This is a genomic window from Mesoterricola sediminis (assembly GCF_030295425.1).
Taxonomy (GTDB): domain Bacteria; phylum Acidobacteriota; class Holophagae; order Holophagales; family Holophagaceae; genus Mesoterricola; species Mesoterricola sediminis.
Genome location: NZ_AP027081.1, coordinates 1,658,474 through 1,682,487, shown reverse-complemented (window position 1 = coordinate 1,682,487; position 24,014 = coordinate 1,658,474). Strand labels below are relative to the sequence as shown.

Here is a 24,014-nt window from a genome sequence, read left to right as displayed (position 1 = left end):
GCGCTTTCCTCCGCGACCCTCTGCGAGATCCTCCGCGCCTCCGCGTTTCATAGGATCAATGAGGATCCGGAACGCTTGTCACCCTCCGCTCATAGCCTCAGCCAGATCACGATGCAGGCCAAAGCCACCTGGGCTGAGAAACTTCGCGCCGTTTTGTCGAACCTGGTGGCCAGCGCCCTGAACTGTTTGAGCTTGGCGAACCCATGCTCGATGGCATGGCGGGCCTTGTATAGGTGTGAGTCCCAGGCCGCCGGATTCTTGCGCCGGGGATGAGGTGGGATGACGGCTGTCGCACCCATGGCCTCGATCGCCTTCCTTACCGGGTTCCCATCGTAGGCCCGATCTCCGAACACGTAATCTGCCTGCCAACCGCACAGCAATCCTTCAGCAGACCGGCTTTCATGGGCTTGCCCCGGAGTGACCAGGAAATCCAAAGGATTACCGTGGGCATCGCAGATCAAATGGATCCTGGTCGAGCATCCACCCCGAGATCGTCCGAGCGCCTGGTTCCAGAGCCCCCCCTTTTGCCTGCTGAATGTTGATGAGCGCGAATGATGGTGCCATCCAGCATGACCCACTCCAGGTCGGCTTCCTTGCGCAGGAACTCCAGGATCCTTTGCCACACGCCGCGCTTGGTCCAGGCCTCAAATCGCGTGTACACGCTTGTCCAAGGTCCAAATTCCTCCGGCAGGTCCCTCCACGGCGCCCCAGTCCTGTGCCTCCACAGGATCGCCTCCACCATGGGACGGTTGGGGTGACGGGATCGCCCCATCCCTCCACGCTCTGGCGGAAGGAGCGGTTCAAGCTTTGCCCACATGGCATCGGTCAGGAAACGTCTCGGCATCGTTACCCCAGGAAAATTCGTGGTGTACGAGCCTTTACGTATGAGTACAAGTTAACTATTTATCTAATCTATAGATTCCGAACACAGCCTAGGCTTCCACCTGCTGCAGGGAGATCATCGGCGCGTTGATCTCCATGTTCACGCCCTCCTCCACGTGGACCTTGGCGACCCGGGCGGTGGTGGGGGCGGTGTACTCGTTCTGCATCTTCATGGCCTCGAGGATGAGCAGGGGCTGGCCCTCCTCCACCGTCTCGCCCTCGTGCACGAGGAGCTTGAGGACCTTGCCGGGCATGAGGGCGCGGATGAGGTTGCCCTCGCTGCGCTTGCTGCGGGCCATGGCCTCGGCCAGGAGCTTCTTGCGGGGGTCCTGGAGGGTGAACTCGTAGGCCCCGTCGTACGTGGTGGAGCGGAAGCCGTGGAGGTCGGGATCCGCGTTCCGGATGCGGTCGATGTTCACACCCACGGAACGGCCGTCCATGATGACGGAATAGCTGGATTTCTCCACCCGCACGATGTCGATGGGGATCTCCTCGCCGTCCCAGGTCATGACGGTCTTGCCCCGCCGGCGGGAGATCTCGAGCTCGACGGTTTGGTCGGCGATGACGAGGGTTCGCTTCATGGGACGTCCTTAGAGCCGATTGAACTTGTTATGGGATTTCCAGGCCGCGGGGGTGGTGGCGCAGTCCGGCCGGGGCGAGGGCTGCTGGGCGCGGCGCTCCTCCAGTTCGAGCTCGTCGAACAGGGCGGCCGCCACCGCGAACTTCAGGTTGGGCCCGACGGCCTTCTGCTTCCACCAGGCGTGATCCAGGATGCCCGTGTGCAGGTCCCCGCTGATGAACTGCTTGTGCTCCAGGAGGATCCGGAAGAAGGCGATGTTGTTGCGCACGCCGCCCAGGCGGAACTCCATGAGGGCCGAGTGCATGCGGGCCAGGGCCTCGGAGCGGCTGAGGCCCCAGGTGGAGATCTTGGCGACGAGGGGCGCGTAGAAGGGGCTCAGGTCCCACCCGAAGTAGACGCCGCTGTCGTTGCGCAGGTTGTGGCCCTGGGGGGAGCGCAGGTACTGGATGCGGCCCGAGCTGGGCGCGAACTCCCGGTCCGGGTCCTCGGCGTTGATGCGGCACTGGATGGCGTGGCCCCACATGGGCACGTCCTCCTGGCGCAGGGGCAGCTCCCGGCCCTGGGCGATGTCGATCTGGAGCTTGACCAGGTCCTGGCCGGTGATCCACTCCGTGACGGCGTGGCCGCCCTGGATGCGGCAGGTCATCTCCAGGAACCAGGGGTTGCCCTCCTGGTCCAGGAGGAACTCCACGGTCCCGACGCCCACGTAGCCGACGGCCTTGGCGATCTTCACGGCCATCTCGCCCAGGGTCCGGCGGAGCTCGGGGGAGACGCCCGGGGAGGGGGCCTCCTCGCAGAGCTGCTGGAAGCGGCGCTGGACCGAGCCTTCGCGCTCCCACAGGTGGATGCAGTTCCCGTGGGCGTCGGCGGCGATCTGGACCTCGATGTGGCGGGGGTGGATGAGGGCCTTCTCCACGTAGACCCGCTCGTCCCAGAACGAGAAGATGGCGTCCCCCTTCACCCGGGGGAGGGCGCGGCGCAGGTCGCCCGCCGTCTTGACCAGGCGCATGCCCTTGCCGTCCCGGCCGAGCACCGGCTTGACCATCAGCGGGTAACCCACCTTCCGGGCCTCGTCCAGGAGCGCCTCGTCATCCAGGATCTCCTGGATGCCGGGGAGAACCGGGCACCCGACGGACCGGGCAATTTCCCGGGCCGTGATCTTGTTGTTCATCTTTTCCAGAACCTCGGGGCTCGGACCGATCCAGGTGAGCCCCGCCTCGATGATCTGGCGGGCGGCCTCGGGGTCCTCGCTGATGAACCCGTAGCCGGGGTGGATGGCGTCGGCCCCGGTCTTCCGGCAGGCCTCGATGAGCTTGTCCACCCGCATGTAGCTTTCCCGGGCCGGCGTGGGGCCGATGGGACAGGAGAGGATGGCGAGGCGGACGTGCATGGCCGACCGGTCGGAATCCGAGTAGACGGCCACGGTGGGGATGTCCAGTTCCCGGCAGGTGCGTATGATCCGGCAGGCGATTTCGCCCCGGTTCGCGATGAGGAGTTGGGTGACGGGCATGGGCGCTTCCTTGAGGATGGCCCCAGGCGCGACGCGGAAACTGGGGCATCATAGAATAGTGCGAACCCCCAGACTACCAAACCTGACCCTCTGGTCCATAATCTGCATCCTGATGGGGGGGACCCTCGCCTGCGGGCGCAAGGGCGATCCCATCCCCCGCCCCCGGGCCGCGCCGGCCGCCTGCACAGCCCGCTGGGCTGCCCATCGGGTGCTCGAAATCCGCCTCCCCACCCTGGATGTCCGGGGCGAGGCGCTGGTGGGCCTGGACAAGGTCCGGGTCTTCTACCTGCCCCTCGGATCCGCCCGGCCCACCGGCCAGGAGGTCCTGGCCCGGGGCGAGGTGATCCTGGAGCGGGCCCGCCCCGATCTGGCCGGCCCCGGGGGCGTGGTGCGCCTGGACATGACCGAGATTGGCCGCCCCCCAGGATGGGTGGTGGCGACGGCCCTCCGGGTGGGGAACACGGTGGGACGACCGAGCGAGCCCTTGGCTTGGCTGGATCCCACGATCTGAATAAACAATTATTGCAAATCTCCAAGTCCGCCTTATCCTGCGTGCAGCACCAGGATTTGACGAGTAGTTTATGGACACCTCCCAGACCCAGCTCGCCCTGGCGGCCCTCCGGGCCGTGGGAGGCCCCCTGGAGGCCGCCTTCGACCTGGTGCCGGTCGGCCTCTCCGTGACCGTCCTCCGCACGGGCTGCATCCTGGCGGTCAACCCGGCCCTCCTGGACATGCTCGGCTATCGGGCGGAGGAGGTGGTGGGCCGGACCACCGAAGCCCTGGAGGTGTGGCTGGACCCCGGCGGGCGGGACCCGTTCCGGAAGGCCCTGGCGGAACACGGGCGCGTGCAGGGCCTGGAGACCCGCCTGCGCCGCGCGGACGGAAGCTCCCGGTGGGTCGCCCTGACCGCCCAGGTGATGGAGGTGGAGGGGGTGCCCCTCGTCCTGACCGTCATGGCCGACATCCAGGCCCGGAAGGCGCTGGAGCAGGTCAACCTGGACCGGGAGCGCCTCCTCTCCCTCTTCATCGCCCATGCCCCCACGGCCATCGCCATGCTGGACCAGGACCTGCGGTACATCGCCGCCAGCCGTCGCTGGCTCGAGGACTACCGCCTGGGGGACCTGGACGTGGCCGGCCGCAGCCACTACGAGCTCTTTCCGGAGATCCCCGCCCGCTGGCGGGAGACCCACCGCCGCTGCCTGGCCGGGGCGACCGAGACCTGCGCCCGGGACCCCTTCTACCGGCAGGACGGCACCGTGGACTGGCTCCGGTGGGAGGTCCGTCCCTGGCGGGACGGGACGGGCGCCGTCGGGGGCATCCTCATCTGGACCGAGCGGATCAACGACCAAATCCGGGCGGAGGACGACCTGAGGGCCAGCGAGGCGCGCTTCCGGAGCCTCTTCGAAATCGCCCCGGTGCCCTGCGCCCTCTTCCACAGGGACGGCCAGACCCTCGACCTCAACCGGCGCTTCCAGGAGGTGTTCGGCTATACCCTCGCGGACCTGCCGACCCTGGCCGACTGGCGGCAGCGGGCCTACCCCGCCCTGGACGCCCCCCGGGAGCGGGACCAGGCCTGGCACGACGCCGAGGCCCGGCTCGGGCCGGGGCTCGCGGCGGTGCAGCGCTTCGAGCGCCAGGTCACCTGCAAGGACGGCACGGTCCGCACGGTGGAAATCTCCCTCGCCGTCCACCAGGACTGCATCCTCACCACCCACGTGGACCTCACCGACCGCCTCCAGGCGGAAGCCGCCCGGCGGCGCCTGCGGGACGCGGAGGCCCAGTCCCTGTCAGCCCAGGCCACCGCCCTGGGGCCGGCCCTCGGGAACCTGGCCGGGCTCATCCTCGGCCATGCGGACCTGGCCCTGGGAGACCCGGGGCTGCCCCCGGAGACCGCCCGCCGGCTGGAAGCGATCCGGGAGGCCGCCCGCCACGCCGCGGACCTGCTGCTGCCGGCGGAGGTGACCGGAGAAGCGCCAGGGCTCCTGCAGGTGGGGCGGACCCTGATCCACCTCCTGGGCACGCTGGAGCGGTCCGCGGGCCCCGGCCTCACCCTGGCCTTCCCCGACGGCCCCCCCCTGCCCCCCCTCGCCATGGACGGCCGCCAATTCGAGCGCATGATCGAAGGCATCGTGCGGGCGGCACAGGAGGCCGCCCCGGGGCCCGCCCGCCTCACCTTCACGGCCCGGGCGGAGACGCTGGACGCCGACCTGTGCAAGGCGCGCCCCGGCGCCCTGCCGGGCACCTACGTCCGCCTGGATGTAGCCGGCGCGGACCTCGCCCTGGGCACCTCCCTGCTCCAGGACGCCCTGGCCCCCTTCACGGGCCGGACCGTCGGCGGCCTGGGCATCGCCTGCGCCATCGCGCGGGAGGCCGGCGGGTTCGTGGTGGTGGAAGGATCCATGGGGGCGGACATGCGACTGGCCCTGTACCTGCCGGTGGCGGTGGGCCTGCCGGACGACTGCCCCCAGGGCCACGGCGAAACCATCCTCCTGGTGGCGCCGGAACCCGCCCGGCTGGAACTCACCCGCACCTGCCTGGACCGCCTGGGCTACCATCCCCTGGCCGTGGCGGACCCCCGGGCAGCTGTGGAACTGGCCCGGCACCACCCGGGCCCCATCGACGTCTGCCTCGCCCACCCCCTCCTGGCGGACCCTGGGGAGGCCGACCTGGCGAAGCGCCTGCGCCAGCACCGGCCCGGCCTGCCCTGCCGGGTCCTGGCCTGCGCCTTCAGCCTCGGGGACCTCGCCTGGGTGATTCGCGACGCCCTGGATGGCTAGCCCTGCAGGTGGTCCCCCCACCAGCGCGCCACGGCGGGGGCGAGGCGGTCCTTGGGGAGGGGGCCCAGGGGGGCGCCGGCCCCCGCGGGGGTCACGGGCAGGAGGGTGTTGGCCTGGGGACCGAAGCCCCGGCCCCCGCTCACGTCGTTGACGAGGATGCCGTCCAGGCCCTTGCGGGCCAGTTTGGCGGCGGCGTTGGCCGCGTGGTTCTCCGTCTCCGCCGCGAAGCCCAGGACCCACTGGCCCGGCCGGCGCGCGGCGGCCAAAGTCGCCAGGATGTCCGGCGTTCGGACCAGGACCAGGGTCTCCGGCCCCTCCACCTTCTTCACCTTTTCCGGGGCGCAGACCTCGGGCCGCTGGTCGGCCACGGCGGCCGCGGCCACCAGCCCATCGGCGTGGGGCCAAACCGCCTGGCAAGCCTCCAGCATGGCCTGGGCCCCCCGGACCCGGTGGGTGCGGACGCCCCAGGGGGCGGGCAGTTCCCCGCCCAGCACCAGGTCGACCTCCGCCCCCAGGTTGCGGAAGGCCCGGGCCAGTTCCACCCCCATCCCGCCCGTGGAGCGGTTGGTGAGGGTCCGGACCGGATCCAGGTCCTCCCGGGTGGGCCCCGCGGTGATCAGGATGCGCCGGCCCGCGAAGGCCGGGTGGACCGGGCCCGCCAGGGTCTCGATGGCGTCGGCGATGTCGTCCAGGTCCGCCAGCTTGCCCGCGCCTTCCTCCCCGCAGGCCAGGAGGCCCTCCACCGGCTCCACGAAGGTGTGGCCGAAGCTGCGGAGGGTGGTGATGTTCTTTTGGACGGCCGGGTGGTTCCACATGGCCGTGTTCATGGCGGGCGCCCAGAGGACCTTCCCGGTGGTGGCCAGCAGGAGGGTGGAAAGCAGGTCGGTCGCTAGGCCGTTCGCAGTCTTCCCGAGGATGTCCGCGGTGGCGGGGACCACCGCCGCCACGTGGGCCCAGCGGGCCAGATCGATGTGTTCGATGATCGGGTTGGGCCGCCACTCGTGGTAGTCCGGGTTGGCGCCGAAGCAGGGCTGGCCCGTGAGGGAGGCCAGGGTCAGGGGCGTGATGAAGCGGGAACCGGCGTCCGTCAGACAGCATCTGACCGTGTGACCCCGCTTGGTGAGGGTGCGGGCCAGTTCCGCCGCGCGGTACGCCGCGATGCCGCCCGTGATGCCCAGCAGGATGTTCATGGATGCCTCCCCTTCCATCCTAACGCTGGATCTCCCTTCTTTTCCTTGATACACTTGGCCTCTTCGAGGGCAGTCCATGAGCACACAGCGAACCGTCGTCCACATTCCGGAAGAGATCGGCAACAAGTACAGGTTCGTCGTCGTCACCGGGAAGCGGTGCGAGCAGCTGCAGCGCGGCGCCTACCCGAAGGTCGAAGTCTCCGTGCCGGTGAACAAGCTGGGCCAGCCCCAGGAGGCCCCCCGCCTCGCGTCCTTCTGGGCCCAGGTGGCCATCAAGGAAGTCGAGGAAGGCCGCATCGCCTTCGAGGAGCCCGAGATCATCGCCCTCGACTACACCACCGAGATCCCCATCTCCGTCGAATAGCCCGCGGCGCGTCCGCCAAGGCAAGGGCCCCCGAGGGGGCCCTTTCCCGTGAGGCCGGACCGCTCAGGCGTCGCCCCGTCCCAGCACCTTCCTCCGGAATTTCATGAGGCCGGAGCGGGCAAACCAGGCCAGGCCCTGGGAGAGCTCACCGGTCCGGAAGAGCTTGCGCGCGAACCAGCGGGCTTCCTGGTAGTCCTTCGGCGGCTCCAGGGGCAGGCCGCCCCAGGGCGTGCGGGCCTCGATGCCCAGGTAGAGGGCCTGGGCCGGGGTGCCGCAGGCGGCCCGCCAGGGCTTGGGGTGGGCGGCGCAGTGGAGCAGGACGGCCGAGGCCACGTCCGCGGGGGCCAGGCTCATGCAGTTCCAGGCGGCGGGCAGGTAGCGGAGGCGCCCCTCCAGCAGGAGGTTGAGGGCGTCCTGGTCCGGCAGGAGGAAGCGCGCGGGGGTCTCCTCCAGGAGATGGAGGGTCCGCTCCGACACCTGGAGGCTGTTCCAGAGGGGAACCCGGATGAGCATGACGCCGGAGTTGAAGTAGCGGCCCCCGGTCATGCCCAGGGCGGCCATGCGGTTCCCGGGGGTCTTGCCCACGTCCGAGACCACCGCGGCCACCTCCCCTTCCGGGGCGGCGTCCGCCAGGGGACCCAGGTCGCCCAGGCAGAGGATGTCGGAATCCAGGTAGAGGAGGCGCTCCAGGTCCGGCAGGACCAGGGGCATGAGGAGGCGGAAGTAGATGGCGAGGGGGTAGCGGCGGAGGATGGGCAGGTTCCCGAACACCGCGGCGTCCACGTCGTAGAGGACGATCTCCAGGCCCGGGCGCCCTTCGGCGAGGGTCCGGAGCCGCGCCAGGTCGCCGTCGGTGATGGAACTGGCGAAGACGTGCACCCGCAGGTCCAGGCCGGGGTTGGCTTCCGCCAGGGAGGCGATGGACACGCCCATGGGCCGCACGTAGGCCGCATCGGTGCCGTAGCCCACGTCCAGGCGCCGTGAGGCCGCGGAGGCGCCCGGCGCGCGGAACACCGCCCGCCTCGTGACGGCACCCGCGATCTGTCCGGTGAGTTCCATGCACTTCCTCTGTGTCCGCTGGTACGGACCTGGCTGTTCGACGTTCCTGGAAAACATCTATCGTGCCAGGAATCAGTGGATATGCGGGGCGAAAACACATCAATCACCCATACCTCGGACCACGAGGTAATACCCGTCTATGGCACAAGCCCTTTATCCCCCAGGCGGGGGCCCGGCAGGGCCCGCCCTCGGCCTCTAATAATTAATAGGAGTGCCCTTGCCCGCCCCTCCCTTCCGCGCCCCCGGTAGACTAAAGGACGGAGACCCGCATGACCCGCATGAGCCTCGACCTGAAACGCCACCTCAAGGACCCCCGGCTGGTCCCCATCGCGGAGAAGGTGGAACGGGGTGAGCGCCTGACCTTCGAGGACGGCCTCCTCCTCTACGAGACCCCGGACCTTTCGGGCGTCGGAGCCATGGCCCACCACGTCCGCCTCCGCCTCCACGGCCTCAAGACGTACTACGTCGCCAGCCGCCGCCTGTCCTACACCAACATCTGCTACACCCACTGCCAGTTCTGCGCCTTCCAGGCCAAGCCGGGCGATCCCCGGGCCTACGTCCTCTCCGCCGACGACATCATCCGGGAGATGGAGAAGCCCGAGAACCACGGGGTCCGCGAGCTCCACATGGTGGCCGGCCACTATCCCAAGCTGAAGATCGACTACTTCGAGGACCTCTTCAGCCGCCTGAAGGCGAGGTTCCCCGACCTCCACCTCAAGGTCTTCACCATGGTGGAGATGGACTACTACGCGCGGGTTTCCGGCATCAGCGTGGAGGAGTTCATCGACCGCTGCATGGCCGCGGGCCTCGAGAGCTGCCCCGGCGGGGGGGCCGAGATCTTCGCGGAGGAGATCCGCGAGGAGATCTGCATCGGCAAGAAGGAGGCCGACATCTGGCTGCGCGTGGCCGAGATCGCCCACCGCAAGGGCCTGCCCACCAACTGCACCATGCTCTACGGCCACATCGAGAAGCCCGCCCATCGCGTGGACCACCTCCTGCGGCTGCGGGAGCTGCAGGACCGGACCGGGGGCTTCCTGGCCTACATCCCCCTCGCCTACCAGGTGGAGGACAACGAGCTGAGCCGGAAGTACGAGATCCACGAGACCACCGGCGCCCAGGACCTGCGGGAGGTGGCCGTGGCCCGGCTCCTCCTGGACAACATCCCGCACATCAAGGCCTACTGGGTCATGATCACCGAGGGCCTGGCCCAGATCGGCCTGAGCTACGGGGCCAACGACATGGACGGCACCATCATCGAGGAGACCATCGCCCACCTCGCCGGCGCCAAGACCCCCCAGGGCCTCACCAAGGGCGAGCTGGACCGCCTCATCCGGGACGCCGGGTTCGAGCCCCTGGAGCGCGACAACCTCTACCAGGTCTATGCCTGATCCCAAGGCGGCCCTCAGGCGGCATTTCCGGGACCTGCGCGACGCCCAGGCCCCGGAGCTGCGCGCCGCGTGGTCGGAGGCGGCCTGCGGCCACATCGCCGCCTTCGCCCGGGCCCGGGGCCTCCGGACGGCGGCCGCCTTCTGGCCCCTGGGGTCCGAGATCGACCTGCGGCCCCTCGCGGAGGCGGGGCTCGACCTCCTCTTCCCGCGGGTGGTGAGCCGCCGCCCCCCCGTCCTCGCCTGGGGCGCCCCGCCCATGGGCGCCGGCCCCTGGGGCCTCCAGGAGCCCCTGGACGCGCCCCACGCCCTGCCCCCGGCGGACCTGGTGCTCGTGCCCGGCCTCGCCTTCGACGCGGCGGGGCGGCGCCTGGGCTACGGGGGCGGGTTCTACGACGCCTTCCTCGCCGCCCTCCCTCCCGGAACCCTGACGCTGGGCGCGGGCTTCGCCCTCCAGCGCTGCGACGCCCTGCCCCCCGACCCCTGGGACGGGCTGCTGGGGGGCTTCGCCGACGAGCGCGGCATCGCCTGGCGCACGCCGCCTGCCCCCTGAATCCCGCCGCGGAGCGCGGCTACCCCAGCTTCAGGATGCTGGCGCCGCCGGGATAGTCCTCCGTCGTGGCCTCCCGCATGCGCTGGAGCACCTGCACCAGCACCCGGATCCGCTCGACCATCTCCATCACCTTCTGGAGCTTGGGCTCCTCGGGGTACTTCCGGGCCAGCAGCTCCACCTGCATGGAGATGACCGCCAGGGGGTTGTTGATCTCGTGCTTGAGGGTGCCGGCCATCTGGCGGAAGGAATCCAGGCGCTCGGCGGCGCGGGCCTTGCGCTGGAGCTCGTCGTGGCCGCGGAGCACCTGGAGCCGGTGGTGGAGCGTCTCCCACCGGAACCCGACCGGAAGGCAGTCGGTGGTGCCGGCGGCGAGCAGTTCGGGGAACTGGTCGTCCCGGGCCCGGATCACGAGGATCGGCACCGTCGCGAAGGAGGGGTGGCGGCGGTAGGCGTCCACCCACGCCACGGGGTCGTCGGCGCCCTGGGCGTCGATGACGAGGTACTTGAACTCCGGCACCTGGGTGCGGGGCGGCTCGCCCTCGAGGAGCTGGAAGGACAGGTCCTCCGCGGCGGCGACCCCCTCGAACAGCGCGGTCAGGTCCCCTTCCCGGCTCACCAGGCCCAGCGCGGGCAGGGGCAGGAAGCCCGGCGTGTTCCCGGCATCCTTGGGGAAGTCGAGGGAGAGCACCTGGTCGTTCCAGTGCCACCGGATGCCGGACTCCCGCAGGGCGCGCACGGTCCAGGGATCCGGGACGGGCATGGGCATGCCGCCCGTGAAGGCCAGGCGCAGGGACCATTCGCCGGGCAGGTCCAGCCAGCGGCCCGAGATGGAGGCGCCTTCCGGAACCCGCATGAGCAGGGGCTCCACCAGGCCCATGAGGGCCGCATGGGCCAGCTCCCCGGCCATCCAGACGGTCCCCGGAGGGACCTCCTCGAGGGCGAGGCCGGCCTTGCGCACCCGCAGGAGGTCGCGCCACGCGGGCTCCACCGCCTCCTGGAGCTCGCGGAGCCCCGTGGCCGCAGGCAGGTCCTTGGGCATCTCCAGGAGCGTCTCCTGCAGGCCCGACTCGGTCAGCCGGCGCAGGCGCTCCGTCTGGTGCAGGAGGGCCGAGGCGAGGTCGCCGTAGCCCGCCTCCGCGTAGCCCTGGATCCACAGCAGGCTGCTCCGCATGGCGCCGAGAAGTTCGCCGACCCGGCGCACCGTCCGCTCATGCAGGGCCCGCAGGCGGAGGTACTCCCCCTGGAGCTCGGCCTGCCGCATGGCGCCCTGGGCCAGCTCCGTGTGCCGGAGGGCCACCGCGCCCTGGCGGACGAAAGCCTGCATGAGGGCCAGGTCGAAGCGGGTGAAGGGCCTCTCGCCCCGGGCCCGGTCCAGGTACAGGACGCCCTTGAGGTCGCCGGCGGCCTCCAGCGGCGCGCACATGACGGCCCCGAAGGGCAGCTCCGCGAGGCTGTCCCCCCCGAACCGCGGGTCGGAGAGGGGCGAGTTGCTGAGCACCGACGTCCGGTGGCGGACCACATAGGCGACGACGGAACGGGAGAGGCCCTGCTGGTCCTCCACGTCGCCGATCCGGTGCAGGCTCCGCCAGGCGCCGTCCGGCTCGACCATGACCACGAAGCCCCGGTCCGCGCCCAGCAGCTTCAGCGCCTCGGCGAGGATCGTGCGGAACATGACCTGGGCGCTCCCCTCCTCGAGGAGGCTCTCGGCGGCGCGGTGGAGCAGTTCGAGCCCGCGCAGGAGGACCCGGGACTGGCCCGGCTCCATGCGGATCTCGGAGAAGAGGTCCCCCACGCGCTCGAGGCAGTCCACGCCGTCCAGGCCCGGGAACCCCTCGGTGAAGGCGAGGACCGCGGAGCCGGCGCGGATCTCGTCCCCGTCCCGCAGGGCGCTGCCCATGGGCGTGGGGACGGGGAGGCCGTTCACCAGCGTCCCGTTCGTCGAGCCCAGGTCCCGGATCCACCAGCGGTCGCCGGCCCTCGCGAGGATGGCGTGCTCCCGGCTCATGCCCGCGTCCCCGGGGAACGCCGCCTGGCACCGGGCCCGGTCGCGGCCCACGCGCAGGGCCCCGTCCACCTCGAGCCGCTGCAGGACACCCCCCTCGGACCAGGACAGGAACGGCACGTCAGCCCCCTAGGCGACGGGGAGCGGGTAGGCGGTGGGCCGGTTCCGGCTGGCCCGGTAGACCAGCACCTGGTGGCCCATGACCCGGACGACCTCCAGCCCCGGGACCTTCGCCTTGAGGGCCTCCACGACCCCGGCCTCGTCCTCGGCGGTGTTCTGGTTGAGGCGGATCTTGATCAGCTCGAGGCTCTCGAGCATCACGTCCAGCTCGCCGGCGAGGGCGTCGGTGAGGCCGGCCTTGCCGACGTGGACCGCGGCCTTGAGGGGATGGGCCATGGCCTTGAGGTGCTGGCGCTGCTTGGGGGTGAGCATGCGGAATCTCCGGGACGGGAGCCTGACGGCGGATCGGGAGCTAGTATAGGACCATCCGGGAGGCATCCGATGAACATGCTCTTGCGCGCGGCCTTCGCCCTGGCCGCCACCACCCTGGCGGCGGCGGCGCCCAGGACCCTCCGGGTCGACTACTACCACACCGGCACCGCCGCCTCCGAGACCTTCGCCCTGGACCGCGCCGTGCTGGAGCCCCTGCCCTGGCCCGGCGATCCCGACAAGGCCGTGGACACCACCAACTTCGGCAAGTACCTCTTCGAGGTGGTGGACCGGGCCACCAACAAGGTGATCTACTCCCGGGGCTTCTGCTCCGTGTACGGCGAGTGGGAGACGACGGGCGAGGCCCGGGGCGCCGCCCGGACCTTCTCCGAATCGCTCCGCTTCCCCCGCCCCGACGGCCCCGTCCAGGTGAACCTGAAGAAGCGGGACGCGCGCAACGCCTTCCGGGAGGTCTGGTCGTTCACGCTCGATCCCGCGGACCCGGCGGTGGACACCTCCGCGACCCCTGCCCCCGGCGAGCTCATCGCCATCCGGAAATCCGGGGACCCCGCCGCCAAGGTGGACCTGCTGATCATCGGGGACGGCTACACCCGGGCGGAGCGGCCCAAGTTCGAGCGCGAGGCCCGCCGCCTCGCCGACGCCCTCTTCGCGGTGCAGCCCTTCAAGGACCGGCAGAACGACTTCAACGTCTGGGGCCTCTGCCCCGCCGCGGAGCGGTCCGGCGTCTCCCGTCCCTCCGTGGGCCGCCACCTGCGCAGCCCCCTGGGCGCCGCCTACGACGCGTTCGGCCTGGAGCGCTACGTGCTGACCTTCGACAACCGCGCCCTCCGCGACGCGGCGGCCCATGCCCCCTACGAGTTCCTGGAGATCCTGGTCAACGGCGACACCTACGGAGGCGCCGGCATCTTCGGCCAGTTCAGCACGGTGGCCGCGGGCAGCCTCTGGGCCCCCTACATCTTCGTGCACGAGTTCGGCCACCACTTCGCGGGGCTGGCCGACGAGTACTACACCTCCCCCGTCGCCTACGAAAGCGGACCCGAGCGGCCCGAGCCCTGGGAGCCCAACGCCACCGCCGATCCGCGCAACCCCAAGTGGAAGGCCCTGGTCACCCCCGGCACGCCCCTGCCCACGCCCTGGAAGAAGGACGCGTTCGACGCCCACAGCCGGGAGACCCAGGCCCGCCGCCAGGCCCTGCGCGCCGCGGGCAGGCCCGAATCCGAGATCGACGCCCTCTTCCGGGCGCAGCAGGCCTTCGAGACCGGCCTCCTGGGGGGCGACGTCCACCACGGCGCCGTCGGGGCCTTCGAGGGGGCCAACTACGAGTCGCGGGGCTATTACCGCGCCCAGGAGGACTGCGTGATGTTCACCCGGGACGAAGTGCCCTTCTGCGCGGCCTGCGCCGGCGCCATCCGCAAGGTCATCGCCCTCTACGCGAAGCCCTGATCCGCCATCCAGCCCTGGAGGGCCGCCCAGCGCCGGGCCTGAAGGGCGTCCGGATCCAGGATCCCGCCGCCGGGCCCCCGGCGGTGGGCCAGGATCCCGAGGAGAAGCCCGTCCTCGGGGCGGTAGAAGAGGGCCGGCCCGGTGAAGCCCAGGTGGTACCAGAAGCCCGAGGCCTCCCCGGCGGGGCCGGAGGCCATCGGCGGCGGATCCCCGGCCTCCCCTCCGCGGACGAGGACGTGCACGCCGCCCCGGCCGAGGGGGATCCCATCCAGGAGGGTCCCGAAGCGCCCGGGGCCCCGGAAGGCGCGCTGGAGGCCCAGTCCCCACCGGGACCCGTCGGCCCCCCGGGCCTGGTCCTGGGCCATGCGCCGGGGCCAGCCGGCCTCCGCCCAGGCCTCCAGACACGCCTGGAACCGCGCCGGGTCGGCGGCGAAGCCCGCGTGGCCACGCATGCCCGCCCGCGCGTTGGCGTCGTGGGGGAGGCCGGGGGCGGGTTCCGGGAAGGGGAGACCAGGGGCGGCCAGGGCCCAGAAGTCCCGGTCCGGACCCGGAGGGACCGGGGTGGGCGGCTCGGACCAGGGGGCCGGCAACAGGCCGGAGGCCGCGGCCCCGAGGGCCGGGAAGGCCTGCCCGGTCTCGGCCTCCAGGAGATCGGCCAGGAGCCGGTAGCCCAGGTCCGAATAGGTGCAGACCCCAACCCGGCCAGGGGCCAGCTTGGGATGGTCCTGGGCCGGCCAGCCCCGCTCAAGCTGACGAGCCAACGGCTCCCCCGTGAAGGGGAGCCAGGCCGGCAAACCCGCGGCATGGGCAAGAAGCTGCCGAACGGTCAGGGGTTCCCGCCGTCCCGCGAAGCCGAGCGCGGCCCTGCGGTCGCGGTCGAGGTCCAGGTGCCGGAGAGCCAGGGGCGCCGTCACCAGGGGCTTGGCGAGGGAGGCGAGGTCGAAGATCACGCGTCCAGCTTGAGGCTGGCCAGGGATTCCGCGACGGACTTCTGGACCCGGTCGGCCACCTTCATGGCCTCCTGGGCGTCGGCCCAGGTCACGTAGTCCTGGCCCCGGCCCTGGCAGGCCGCGTAGAAGGCCTCCAGTTCGAGCTTGAGGGGCTCGCCGGACTCGATGTCGACCAGCTCGGGACGCACCTCGGGCCCCTCGGGGCCGGCGACGAGGCGCAGGACCTCCAGCTTCTGGCTGGCGAAGTCGAGGCTGGCGTAGGACTGGGCGCCGAAGGCGCGGAGGGTGCGCTCCTTCTTGCGGGCGACGCGGCTGGCGGTGACCGTCGCGAAGGCGCCCCCCTCGAACTTGAGGCGGGCGTTGACCAGGTCGGCGTAGGGGGTGAGGACCGGGACGCCCACGGCCTCCACCGAGGTGACGGGACGCCCGATGAGGGCGAGGAGGAGGTCCAGGTCGTGGATCATGACGTCCATGACCACGTCCACCTCCATGCTGCGCATGGGGAAGGGCGAGACGCGCACGGCCTCGGCGAAGTGGGGCCGGATGCCCATGGCGCGCAGGGCGGTGACGGCGGGGTTGAAGCGCTCCAGGTGCCCGACCGCGGCCACCAGGCCGGGGTTCGCGGCGCGGGCCTTCCCCAGCGCGGCGAGGAGGGCCGCGCCCTCCTCCAGGGAGGCCGCCAGGGGCTTCTCCATGATCACGTGCTTGCCCGCGGCCAGGACCTCGAGGCCGATGGCGTGGTGGAACCCGGTCGGAGCGGCGATCTGCACGGCGTCCACGTCCGCGAGGACGGGACCCAGGGCGGGGGCCCAGGGGGCGTCGAACTTGGCGGCGATCTCCCGGCCGCGGACCTCGTTGGGATCCACCACGGCGACGAGGTCGACGGCCTCGCTGGCGGCGGCGATGCGGGCATGGTGCTGCCCGAGGCTGCCGACTCCCACGACGGCCACACGCATCTTGGACATGGTTCCTCCTTGACGTCTTGTCCGGTCCAGCCTAGCACCTTTGGGGAAGGCCCAAGCCCTCAGCGGCCGCGCGCGGCGAGGTGGGCGGCGAGGGCCCGGGGGTAGAGCGCCATCTCCTGCGCGTAGACCCGCTTCTGCAGGTCCTCCGGCGTGTCCCCGGGCAGGACCGGGACCCGGGCCTGGTCCACGATCCGGCCATGGTCGTACACATTGTCCACCTCGTGCACGGTGCAGCCGGACTCGCGGGCGCCGGCCTCCAGCACGGCCCGGTGCACGTGCATGCCGTACATGCCCGGGCCGCCGAATTCCGGCAGGAGGCCGGGGTGGATGTTGAGGATCCGGCCCTCCCAGCGGGGCGGCACCTCGAGGCGCTTGAGCCAGCCGCAGAGGCAGATGAGGCCGGCCCCGGCGGCCTCGGCCGCGGCATAGCAGGCCTCGGAGAAGGCGAGGTCGTCGGGGTGCGCGGACCGGAGGACCACCTCCACCGGGAGGCCCTCGGCCCGGAGGCGCTCCACGCCCGCGGCGCGGGCGCTGGAGGAGACGCCGACGACGGGCAGGGCCGGCACGCGGCCCTCGCCGCAGGCCCGCAGGAGGTTCAGGGCGTTGCCCCCCGTTCCGGAAATGAAGAGCGCGATCCGTTCCATGGCCTCCATCTTCCCACACCCCTCCGGGGCATTCCGCATCGTCCTGTGGAGGAACGCCACGCCCGGCTCAACCTCCGGGGCGCCGGACCCGTCCAATGGCCAGGAAAACCGCCCGGATCCGCTTTGGCATCCATCCTGCTGATCCCTTTCCGGGCACCCACAGCCCGCCACCAGGAGACCCCATGACCCCCCTCAGGACCCTCCTCACCATCGCCGCCACCGGCCTCGTCGCCGCCGCCCTCTCCGCCCAGGCCCCGGCCCCGGCCCCGGCTCCGGCTCCGGCCGCCAAGAACCTCGAACAGCGCGGGGAGCGCAACATCCGCCGCGGCGAGCGCAAGCAGGAAGCCGGGGCCCGCGAAGTCGCCCGCGGCAAGGCCAAGGAGGCCCGCGCGGCGCGCCTCGACGCCCGCGCCGAGCACCAGGAGAACGTGGGCCACCCCGCCAAGGCCGCGGCCCTCGAGGCCAAGGCCGAACGCAAGGAGGCGGTGGGCAAGGCCGAGGTCGCCCAGGGCAAGGCCCGCGAGCGCCGCGGCACCCGCCAGGAGCGGCGCGGGGAGCGCCAGGTGGCCCGGGCCGCCAAGTAGTCCGGAAGGTCGTCGCCCGGCGGGCTCAGGGATCCTGGAGGAAGGCCTCCGGGTCGACCCCGGCCCGCTGGGCGAAGTCGTCGCCGAGGCTGGGGACCCCGGAGCTCGCCTCGTCCACGTAGAAGGACTCGAGCCGGTGCATGGGGAGGAAGCGCGTGGCGAGCGCCACCTGGTCCCCCTCTCCCCGGCGCACCAGGGCCAGGACGTCCTCCCACGCGCGCAGGTCCACGCCGCGCACCGTCACCCCCGCGGGATCGAGGCCGAGGAGCCGCCCCCAGACGCGCTCGCGGGGGTCCCTCAGGACGAGGACCACGAGCTGGCCATGGCGGAAGGGGGACCCGAGCGTCATGGGCCCATTCTGATGCGGTTGCCGCGGCCGCGCCAGCTATGATGGGTCCGGAGGCGCGGATGGAGGCACGGGTCGAGAGGGTGGACGGGGTCGCCCGCGTGGCCTTCGCCGGGCGCCTCACCTTCGGCGCCCTCGGCGCCTTCCGGAAGGCCACCGAGCCGCTCCTGGAGGATCCCGGGGTCGCGGTCATCCACCTGGACCTGGGCGGCGTTTCGCACATGGACGCCAGTTCCCTGGGCATGCTGCTGGTCCTGAGGGAAAAAGCCGAGGCCCGGGGCCGGGAACTGGAGATCTCCGCGCTCGCCCCCTGCGCCTCGGTGCTCCTGGAATCCGTCCACTTCCAGCGCCTGTTCCGCATCGTCAAATAGCAAAGCGCCCCCGGCCCGGGTAATCTGGGTGGACCCCGCAGGGAGGCAGCATGAACTTGACGAGCCGCAACGAGGACCGCACGGCGACGATCGGTCTCGACGGGCGGTTCACCTTCGAGGCCCATGCCGCGTTCAAGGCCAGCACCCGCAACGCCCTGGAGACCCCCGGCCTGGAGCGCATCGTCCTCGACATGGAGAAGGTGACCTACCTGGACGCCAGTTCCCTGGGCATGATCCTGCTCCTGCGCGAGGCCGCCGAGGCCCGGCAGGTCTCCGTCGAACTCCGGCGCCCCTCCGCCCCTGTGATGAACCTCCTGGAAGTGGTCCGCTTCGAGCGCCTGTTCAAGATCACCTCCTGATGGACGCCCTGCAGGTCACCGCCGCGGTGACGGTCCCCGCCCAGGCCTTCCAGGTCAAGGCGGTGAGGGCCGGAGGGCCCGGCGGCCAGAACGTCAACAAGGTGGCCTCCAAGGTCGAACTCCGGGTGGACCTGGACCTCATCGAAGGCCTGGATGCCGGGTCGCTTGAGCGCCTGAAGGCCAAGGTGGCCAACCAGACCGATGCGGACGGGCGGTGGATCGTCACCAGTTCCCGCACCCGGGACCAGATCACCAACCTGGAGGACGCCCGGACCAAGGTCGCCCACGCCATCGAGGCGGCCCTGCGAGCGCCGGTGCCCCGCCGGGCGACCCGTCCCACCCGGTCCAGCAAGGCGCGCCGGGTCGACGGCAAGAAGCGGGATGGCGCCGTCAAGAAGGCGCGCAGCCGCAAGGACTGGGACTGAGGGATCCGGTCAATCCGGCGCCCGGCCCACCTGGTTCCGGCCCGCGGCCTTGGCCCGGTAGAGGGCTTCGTCCGCCCGGCGCACGAACGCGTCGCCGTCCTCCCCGTCCCGCATCGCCGCCACCCCGACACTGACGGTGCACCGCACGGGGGGTCCCGGCCCCACGTCCACCGCCAGGGCCTCCACCGCCTCCCGGATGCGCTCGGCCCGCGCCCAGGCCCCGTCCGCGTCGGATTCCGGCAGGAGCACGGCGAACTCCTCCCCGCCCCACCGGGCGACGCTGTCCGATTCGCGGCTGCCCTCGCGGCAGGCCTCGGCCACCCGCCGGATGACGCGATCCCCCGCCAGGTGCCCGCAGGTGTCGTTCACGCGCTTGAAGTGGTCGATGTCCAGCAGGAGCAGGGAGAGGGGATGCCGGAAGCGGCGGCTCCGGCCCATCTCCCGGGCCAGGACCCGCGCGAAGTGGCGGCGGTTCCCCACCCCGGTCAGGCTGTCGGTGTTGCCGGCGCGCTCCAGGTCCCGCTCCGTCTCCTGGCGGCGCTGCCACCCCAGGGCGAAGGCGGCCTGGGCCACGGAGGTGACGAGGAAGGCCGGCCAGATGAGGACGGCGTACGCCCCGTGGGGGAACCCCGGCGCCGCGCCGGCCAGGGCCATCGCGTGGGGGAGGAGGGCGGCCAGGACCGCGTACAGGAGGCCCGCGGCCAGGGGGAAGCCCTGGAAGAGCACGAGGGGCACCATGAAGAAGTACATGAACCCGCCCGGCGCCTGCCCCATGCCCCCGCGGAGCCGGTCCAGGAGCAGCACGAAGAGCGCCTCCCCCGCCAGCGCCTGCGCCACGCCGAAGGCCACCAGGGGCCGCCGCCGCCGGCCCAGGACCAGCACCAGCGCGTTGGCGAGGTAGAGGGCCAGGATGCCCCCCCGGAAGGCGGCGGTGCGCGGCGCCGAGGCCGGGTCGATGGTCCAGTCCCAGAGCCAGAGCCCCGCCGCCGTGAGCCCGCAGACCACGCTCATGGCGGCGCTGAACTCCCGGTGGACCTCCAGCTTGAGATCCTGCCCCGCCGGATCGGGGCGGGCCAGGGCGGCCAGGTCGCGAAGGGGCGTGAACATGCGGCCGAATCTAGCATGGCGGCGGGATCTGCCGAGCGGCGGCCCGTTGCGCGCTGGACACCTGGGCCGCCCCCGCTACCATGGAGCCGTGCTGCCCCTCTTCAAGCGCCTGTTCCACGCCAAGGCCCGGCCCGAACCGCCTGAGCCGCCGGGCATGGCCTCGCCCGCCGTGCCGCCCGCGCCTGCGCCCGAGCAGCCGGCCCCCGAACCCGATCCCTTCGACGGCCCCTGGGCCCTCCTGAGCGGCGCGGCGGAGCCGCGCCCCCGCCCCTGGTCCGGGGCCGAGGAGGCCGCCGCCGCCGCCCTCGCGGCCCAGGTGCTGGACCACTTCAGCCGCAACAAGCCCGCCCCCACGGCCTACCCCGCCCTCGCCGTCCAGATCATGGACCTCCTGAACGACCCCGAGGTGGACCTGGCCCGCCTCATCAAGGCGATCGGCACCGACCCCGCCGTGTCCCTGAACGTGCTCCGGGTGGCCAATTCCGCCCTCTACAACCGGGGCGGAGACGCGACCGACCTGCGCATGGCCGTCATGCGGATCGGCCTGCGGGGCGTCGGCGAGATCGCCGCCGGCGTCGCCGGGCGCACCCTCTTCGATGTGTCCCTCCGGGTGGAGTACGAGGTGTTCCCGGGCCGGTGGCACGACCTTTTCCTCGACACCATGGCCGTCGCCTTCTCGGCGAGCCAGTACGCCTTCGAGCTGGACGCGGGCCGGGCCGACCGGGCCTTCCTGGCCGGCATGTTCCACGCCATCGGCAAATCCCTCGCCCTCAGGTCCCTGGCCAACCTGGCCATCTCCGGCGCCCTCCCCGAGGTCCCGCCCGGGCCGGTGGTGGACGAGGTCCTGGAGCGCGTCCACGTGGAGATCGGGATCGTGCTCCACGACCTCTGGGGCCTCCCCGCCCACCTCAAGGAGGTCTGCCGGCGCCAGCACGAGCCGGTGATCCCCGACGATCCCGGGCACGCGGACCTGCACCTCCTCCGGCTCGCGGCGGGGCTCCACCGCCTGGCCCTGGACCCGGAGGACGGCACCCGCCTGGCGGAGACCCGCCAGAGCCTCGGCGCCCTCCGACTCGCCCGCCGCGGCGCGCGACTCCACTGGCGCGAGATGCAGGCGCAGATCGAACGGGTGAAGGTGATGTTCCCGGCCTGAGGCCGCCTCCCGGCTCAGGGCATCTCGAGATAGGTCGTGAGGCTCCGCTGCTGGGTGAGGAGGGCCTTGAGGGCCTCGCTGGCGTCGGTCTTGCCCTGGCGCCGGCGGGTGGGGCCCTCCACCAGCTCGTCGGGATCGTAGTGCACGCTGCGGAGCACGTTGTCCATCGTCTCGCCGGGGATGATCTGCTGGATCTTGAAGTCCTCGTCCTCGTTCACGACCACGTGGGCCTCGGTGGGCGAGCCGAAGAGGTTGTGGCGCATGCCCAGGATGTCCTGGTAGGCCCCGGTGAGGAAGAAGGCCAGGTAGTAGGGCTCGCCGCTCCGGGGCTCGTGGAGGGGGATCTCGTCCCGCACGTCCTTGAGGTCGATGAACTTCTCCATCTTGCCGTCGCTGTCGCAGGTGATGTCGCAGAGGGTGGCCGAGATGGCGGGCCGCTCCTTGAGGCGATGGATGGGCATCACGGGGAACAGCTGGTCGATGGCCCAGTGGTCGGGCATGGACTGGAAGAGGCTGAAGTTGGCGATGAGCTTGTCGGCCAGGGACTTGCTCAGGTCCTGGAACTCCTCGGGGATGTACTTCAGGCTCTTGTAGCTGAAGATCCGGCTCAGCTTGCGGCAGACTTCCCAGAAGAGGATCTCGCCCTTGGCCCGGTCGTCCAGGCTCAGGTAGCCGAGGTTGAAGAGGGTGATGAGCTCGTCCTTCTGGGTGATGGCGTCGTGGTACATCTCCGCGAAGTTCTTCACGGAGAGGTTGTCGCGGGTGTAGGCGAGCTCCTTGAGGACCTGGGGCTCGTTCCCCGTGAGCTCCACCCGGTACTTGGTGTGCGTGGTGTCGATGAGGCCGATGACGTCCACGACGACGATCTCGTGGAACGCCGACACCGCCCGTCCGGACTCGGACAGGAGGTTCGGGACGGGAACCTGCTCCTGCGCGCACACGTCCTGGGTGGTGTACACCACGTCGGAGGCGTACTCCTCCACCGTGTAGTTCATGGAGGAGCTGAACGTGGTCCGGCTGCCGTCGTAGTCCACGCCGAGGCCGCCGCCGACGTTCAGGTACTTGAGCGGGACGCCGCGCTTGTAGAGCTTGGCGTACATGCGGGTGGCCTCCTTCATGGCCACCTTGACCTTGCGGATGTCGGTGATCTGGCTGCCGATGTGGAAGTGCAGCTCCACGATGCTCTCGAGGAGGCCCCGCCGTTCGAGGGTCTCCACGGCCTCGAGCAGCTCCTGCGTGTTCAGGCCGAACTTGGCGTGGTCGCCCGCGGAGCTCTCCCACTTGCCGCTGCCCATGGCGTTGAGCTTGAACCGCAGCCCGAGCATGGGCTCGACCTTCAGCTCCTTGGCGACCTTGAGGATCATCGGGAGCTCGGTCATCTTCTCGACGGTGATGAGGACGTTGCGGCCGGCCTTCTTCGCCAGGAGGGCCATGCGGATGAAGGTCTCGTCCTTGTACCCGTTGCAGGTCACCAGCGCGTCGGGGTGCAGGTTCATGCTCAGGGCGATCATGAGCTCGGGCTTGGAGCCCGCCTCCAGGCCGTAGCGGTACTTGTAGCCCGCCTTCACCACCTGGTCGACCACCTCCTTCATCTGGTTGGTCTTGACCGGGTAGACGCCCTGGTAGGTGCCGGCGTAGTCGTACTCGCGCATGGCCTTGTGGAAGGCCTCGTTGATCTCGGTGACGCGGGCGGCGAGGATCTGGGGGAAGCGGAGGATCAGGGGCGTGTGGACGCCCTTCTTGCGGAGATGCTGGACGATCTCGTGCACGTCGCAGGACAGGTTCTCGTCCCGGGTGGGATGAACCTCGAGATGGCCCTTGCTGTTCACGCTGAAGAATCCATAGCCCCATTCCTTGACGCCATAGATCGCCATCGCGTCCTGGACCGTGAAATTCTTGATCGCCATCTAGGTCGTCTCCGGCGGGTCTCCCCTCGTGAAACGTTATAGAAAAAAGCCCCGCTGTTAAACCAGTAAAAGGGGTCAGCCGCGGATCCGGGCCACAGTGGCCAGCCAGTGCCGGTGGCGGACCCGCCTGAGAGCGGTTCTCCGCGTCAGGGACTGCCACCTGCCGCACCCCAGGGAGGCCTCGGCCTCCGGCAGGCCGTGGAGGGGGCTCGGCCCGCCCCAGAGGCCGGGATCGCCCCAGACCGGCGCCCGGTTCCAGGGGCAGGCCTCCTGGCAGATGTCGCACCCCGCGGCCCAGCCCGTGGCGGCCAGGGCCCGCGCGACGGGGGCCGGAGGCTCCGCCTCGGTCTCGACGGTGTACGTGGTCATGCAGAGCCGGGGGTCCATCCGGAACGGGGCGATGGCCCCGGTGGGGCAGGCCTCGATGCACCGGGTGCAGGTCCCGCAGCGGTCCCCCGGGAAGGGCCGGTCCGGGGGCAGGTCCGCGTCCAGGAGGAGCACGCCCAGGAAGCCCCAGGAGCCGTCCCTGCCCGCGATGAGGAGGGTGTGCTTGCCCTGCCACCCCAGGCCGGCCCGGACCGCCAGCTGGCGTTCCAGGACCGGGGCGGTGTCCACGCAGACCCGGCCCCTCAGGCCGGGACGGCGGGCCTGGGCGGCCTCCAGGAGCCGGGTGAGGCGGGGCTTCAGGATCATGTGGTAGTCCTTCCCCCAGAGGTAGCGGCTCAGCTTGAGGGTCCCCGGGACCGCCCCGGGCACGGCCTCCGGCCGCGCGTAGGGGAAGAATCCCACGAGGGCCGTGCGCGCCCCCTCCAGGACGCGGCTGGGGTCGGCCAGGTCCTCGGCCTTCAGCCAGGGGAAGGGCTCGCCCCGGCCCTCGGCAAACCAGGCGTCCAGCCCTTCCCGGCCGAAGGGCGCGCAATCGGCGAACCCCACCCGGGCGAAGCCCCGGGCCAGGGCCTCCGCCCTCAGCCATTCCCTGAAGCTTTCCGGGGTTTCCGCGTCCAAAGG

Annotated in this window: 24 protein-coding genes and 1 pseudogene; 11 read left to right on the top strand and 14 right to left on the bottom strand. The window is 71.2% G+C overall.

What is annotated here, in order from left to right:
• Positions 1 to 89 precede the first annotated feature (89 nt).
• The 3 genes and pseudogenes from R2J75_RS07475 to R2J75_RS07465 all read right to left on the bottom strand — a co-directional run bounded on the left by R2J75_RS07475 (position 90) and on the right by R2J75_RS07465 (position 2,972).
• A pseudogene (locus R2J75_RS07475) lies at positions 90 to 817 on the bottom strand (IS5 family transposase).
• 115 nt (positions 818 to 932) lie between these two features.
• Positions 933 to 1,463, bottom strand: a complete 531-nt coding sequence (locus R2J75_RS07470) for a biotin/lipoyl-containing protein (protein WP_243335401.1) — start codon at positions 1,461 to 1,463, stop codon at positions 933 to 935.
• Positions 1,464 to 1,472: 9 nt separating this feature from the next.
• Complete coding sequence (locus tag R2J75_RS07465; RefSeq protein ID WP_243335403.1) at positions 1,473 to 2,972, bottom strand: acetyl-CoA carboxylase biotin carboxylase subunit; 1,500 nt, start codon at positions 2,970 to 2,972, stop codon at positions 1,473 to 1,475.
• A gap of 112 nt (positions 2,973 to 3,084) precedes the next feature.
• Here R2J75_RS07465 and R2J75_RS07460 point away from each other — a divergent pair, with 112 nt between their 5' ends.
• Complete coding sequence (locus R2J75_RS07460; protein WP_243335405.1) at positions 3,085 to 3,483, top strand: hypothetical protein; 399 nt, start codon at positions 3,085 to 3,087, stop codon at positions 3,481 to 3,483.
• A gap of 70 nt (positions 3,484 to 3,553) precedes the next feature.
• Positions 3,554 to 5,749, top strand: coding sequence for a PAS domain S-box protein (locus R2J75_RS07455; protein WP_316411432.1), 2,196 nt, complete (start codon positions 3,554 to 3,556; stop codon positions 5,747 to 5,749).
• On the opposite strand, the gene coaBC is transcribed toward R2J75_RS07455, so the two are convergent.
• Positions 5,746 to 6,939, bottom strand: coding sequence for a bifunctional phosphopantothenoylcysteine decarboxylase/phosphopantothenate--cysteine ligase CoaBC (gene coaBC / locus R2J75_RS07450; protein ID WP_243335407.1), 1,194 nt, complete (start codon positions 6,937 to 6,939; stop codon positions 5,746 to 5,748). The two genes, R2J75_RS07455 and coaBC, sit on opposite strands and share 4 nt — an antisense overlap.
• Before the next feature lie 76 nt (positions 6,940 to 7,015).
• Here coaBC and R2J75_RS07445 point away from each other — a divergent pair, with 76 nt between their 5' ends.
• The gene (locus R2J75_RS07445) at positions 7,016 to 7,303 is read left to right on the top strand and encodes a DNA-directed RNA polymerase subunit omega (protein WP_243335409.1); all 288 of its coding nucleotides are present in this window, start codon (positions 7,016 to 7,018) and stop codon (positions 7,301 to 7,303) included.
• Between the two features lie 63 nt (positions 7,304 to 7,366).
• On the opposite strand, the gene R2J75_RS07440 is transcribed toward R2J75_RS07445, so the two are convergent.
• Positions 7,367 to 8,362 (bottom strand): glycosyltransferase family 8 protein, encoded by a 996-nt coding sequence (locus tag R2J75_RS07440; RefSeq protein ID WP_243335411.1) that lies wholly within the window; start codon positions 8,360 to 8,362, stop codon positions 7,367 to 7,369.
• A 269-nt stretch (positions 8,363 to 8,631) separates the two neighbouring features.
• Between R2J75_RS07440 and mqnE the strand changes: the two genes are divergently transcribed.
• Positions 8,632 to 9,750 (top strand): aminofutalosine synthase MqnE, encoded by a 1,119-nt coding sequence (gene mqnE / locus R2J75_RS07435; RefSeq protein WP_243335413.1) that lies wholly within the window; start codon positions 8,632 to 8,634, stop codon positions 9,748 to 9,750.
• Positions 9,743 to 10,300: a 5-formyltetrahydrofolate cyclo-ligase gene (locus R2J75_RS07430; protein WP_243335415.1), complete on the top strand. Its 558-nt coding sequence runs from the start codon at positions 9,743 to 9,745 to the stop codon at positions 10,298 to 10,300. The genes mqnE and R2J75_RS07430 overlap by 8 nt, the downstream gene beginning before the upstream one ends.
• Before the next feature lie 19 nt (positions 10,301 to 10,319).
• Here R2J75_RS07430 and R2J75_RS07425 read toward each other — a convergent pair whose 3' ends face one another.
• Positions 10,320 to 12,422: a GAF domain-containing protein gene (locus tag R2J75_RS07425; RefSeq protein WP_316411431.1), complete on the bottom strand. Its 2,103-nt coding sequence runs from the start codon at positions 12,420 to 12,422 to the stop codon at positions 10,320 to 10,322.
• Between the two features lie 9 nt (positions 12,423 to 12,431).
• Positions 12,432 to 12,734, bottom strand: a complete 303-nt coding sequence (locus tag R2J75_RS07420; RefSeq protein WP_243335419.1) for a YhbY family RNA-binding protein — start codon at positions 12,732 to 12,734, stop codon at positions 12,432 to 12,434.
• 69 nt (positions 12,735 to 12,803) lie between these two features.
• Between R2J75_RS07420 and R2J75_RS07415 the strand changes: the two genes are divergently transcribed.
• Positions 12,804 to 14,195, top strand: a complete 1,392-nt coding sequence (locus R2J75_RS07415) for an IgA Peptidase M64 (RefSeq protein WP_243335421.1) — start codon at positions 12,804 to 12,806, stop codon at positions 14,193 to 14,195.
• On the opposite strand, the gene R2J75_RS07410 is transcribed toward R2J75_RS07415, so the two are convergent.
• The 3 genes from R2J75_RS07410 to purN are packed head-to-tail and all read right to left on the bottom strand — an operon-like array spanning position 14,180 to position 16,754.
• Complete coding sequence (locus R2J75_RS07410) at positions 14,180 to 15,145, bottom strand: serine hydrolase (RefSeq protein WP_243335423.1); 966 nt, start codon at positions 15,143 to 15,145, stop codon at positions 14,180 to 14,182. The two genes, R2J75_RS07415 and R2J75_RS07410, sit on opposite strands and share 16 nt — an antisense overlap.
• The gene (locus R2J75_RS07405) at positions 15,142 to 16,110 is read right to left on the bottom strand and encodes a Gfo/Idh/MocA family protein (RefSeq protein WP_243335425.1); all 969 of its coding nucleotides are present in this window, start codon (positions 16,108 to 16,110) and stop codon (positions 15,142 to 15,144) included. Before R2J75_RS07405 ends, R2J75_RS07410 begins: the two co-directional genes overlap by 4 nt.
• A gap of 59 nt (positions 16,111 to 16,169) precedes the next feature.
• Entirely contained in the window at positions 16,170 to 16,754 is a 585-nt protein-coding gene (gene purN / locus R2J75_RS07400; RefSeq protein ID WP_243335427.1) for a phosphoribosylglycinamide formyltransferase, read from the bottom strand.
• Between the two features lie 182 nt (positions 16,755 to 16,936).
• On the opposite strand from purN, the gene R2J75_RS07395 reads away from it, so the two are divergent.
• Complete coding sequence (locus R2J75_RS07395) at positions 16,937 to 17,338, top strand: hypothetical protein (protein WP_316411430.1); 402 nt, start codon at positions 16,937 to 16,939, stop codon at positions 17,336 to 17,338.
• A gap of 25 nt (positions 17,339 to 17,363) precedes the next feature.
• Here the strand turns inward: R2J75_RS07395 and R2J75_RS07390 are convergent, their stop codons facing one another.
• Positions 17,364 to 17,687 (bottom strand): hypothetical protein, encoded by a 324-nt coding sequence (locus R2J75_RS07390; RefSeq protein WP_243335431.1) that lies wholly within the window; start codon positions 17,685 to 17,687, stop codon positions 17,364 to 17,366.
• 59 nt (positions 17,688 to 17,746) lie between these two features.
• Here R2J75_RS07390 and R2J75_RS07385 point away from each other — a divergent pair, with 59 nt between their 5' ends.
• Genes R2J75_RS07385 through arfB form a run of 3 tightly spaced genes read left to right on the top strand, consistent with a single transcriptional unit; the run spans position 17,747 to position 18,839 of the window.
• Positions 17,747 to 18,055: an STAS domain-containing protein gene (locus R2J75_RS07385; protein ID WP_243335433.1), complete on the top strand. Its 309-nt coding sequence runs from the start codon at positions 17,747 to 17,749 to the stop codon at positions 18,053 to 18,055.
• A gap of 50 nt (positions 18,056 to 18,105) precedes the next feature.
• Positions 18,106 to 18,414, top strand: coding sequence for an STAS domain-containing protein (locus R2J75_RS07380; protein WP_243335435.1), 309 nt, complete (start codon positions 18,106 to 18,108; stop codon positions 18,412 to 18,414).
• Positions 18,414 to 18,839, top strand: coding sequence for an alternative ribosome rescue aminoacyl-tRNA hydrolase ArfB (gene arfB / locus R2J75_RS07375; RefSeq protein WP_243335436.1), 426 nt, complete (start codon positions 18,414 to 18,416; stop codon positions 18,837 to 18,839). The genes R2J75_RS07380 and arfB overlap by 1 nt, the downstream gene beginning before the upstream one ends.
• A 9-nt stretch (positions 18,840 to 18,848) precedes the next feature.
• On the opposite strand, the gene R2J75_RS07370 is transcribed toward arfB, so the two are convergent.
• The gene (locus R2J75_RS07370; RefSeq protein WP_243335438.1) at positions 18,849 to 19,946 is read right to left on the bottom strand and encodes a GGDEF domain-containing protein; all 1,098 of its coding nucleotides are present in this window, start codon (positions 19,944 to 19,946) and stop codon (positions 18,849 to 18,851) included.
• An 88-nt stretch (positions 19,947 to 20,034) separates the two neighbouring features.
• On the opposite strand from R2J75_RS07370, the gene R2J75_RS07365 reads away from it, so the two are divergent.
• Positions 20,035 to 21,099: an HDOD domain-containing protein gene (locus tag R2J75_RS07365; RefSeq protein WP_243346516.1), complete on the top strand. Its 1,065-nt coding sequence runs from the start codon at positions 20,035 to 20,037 to the stop codon at positions 21,097 to 21,099.
• A 14-nt stretch (positions 21,100 to 21,113) separates the two neighbouring features.
• Here R2J75_RS07365 and speA read toward each other — a convergent pair whose 3' ends face one another.
• The gene (gene speA, locus R2J75_RS07360) at positions 21,114 to 23,006 is read right to left on the bottom strand and encodes a biosynthetic arginine decarboxylase (RefSeq protein ID WP_243335443.1); all 1,893 of its coding nucleotides are present in this window, start codon (positions 23,004 to 23,006) and stop codon (positions 21,114 to 21,116) included.
• Positions 23,007 to 23,081: 75 nt separating this feature from the next.
• Complete coding sequence (locus tag R2J75_RS07355; RefSeq protein ID WP_316411429.1) at positions 23,082 to 24,011, bottom strand: epoxyqueuosine reductase; 930 nt, start codon at positions 24,009 to 24,011, stop codon at positions 23,082 to 23,084.
• Between the last annotated feature and the right edge of the window lie 3 nt (positions 24,012 to 24,014).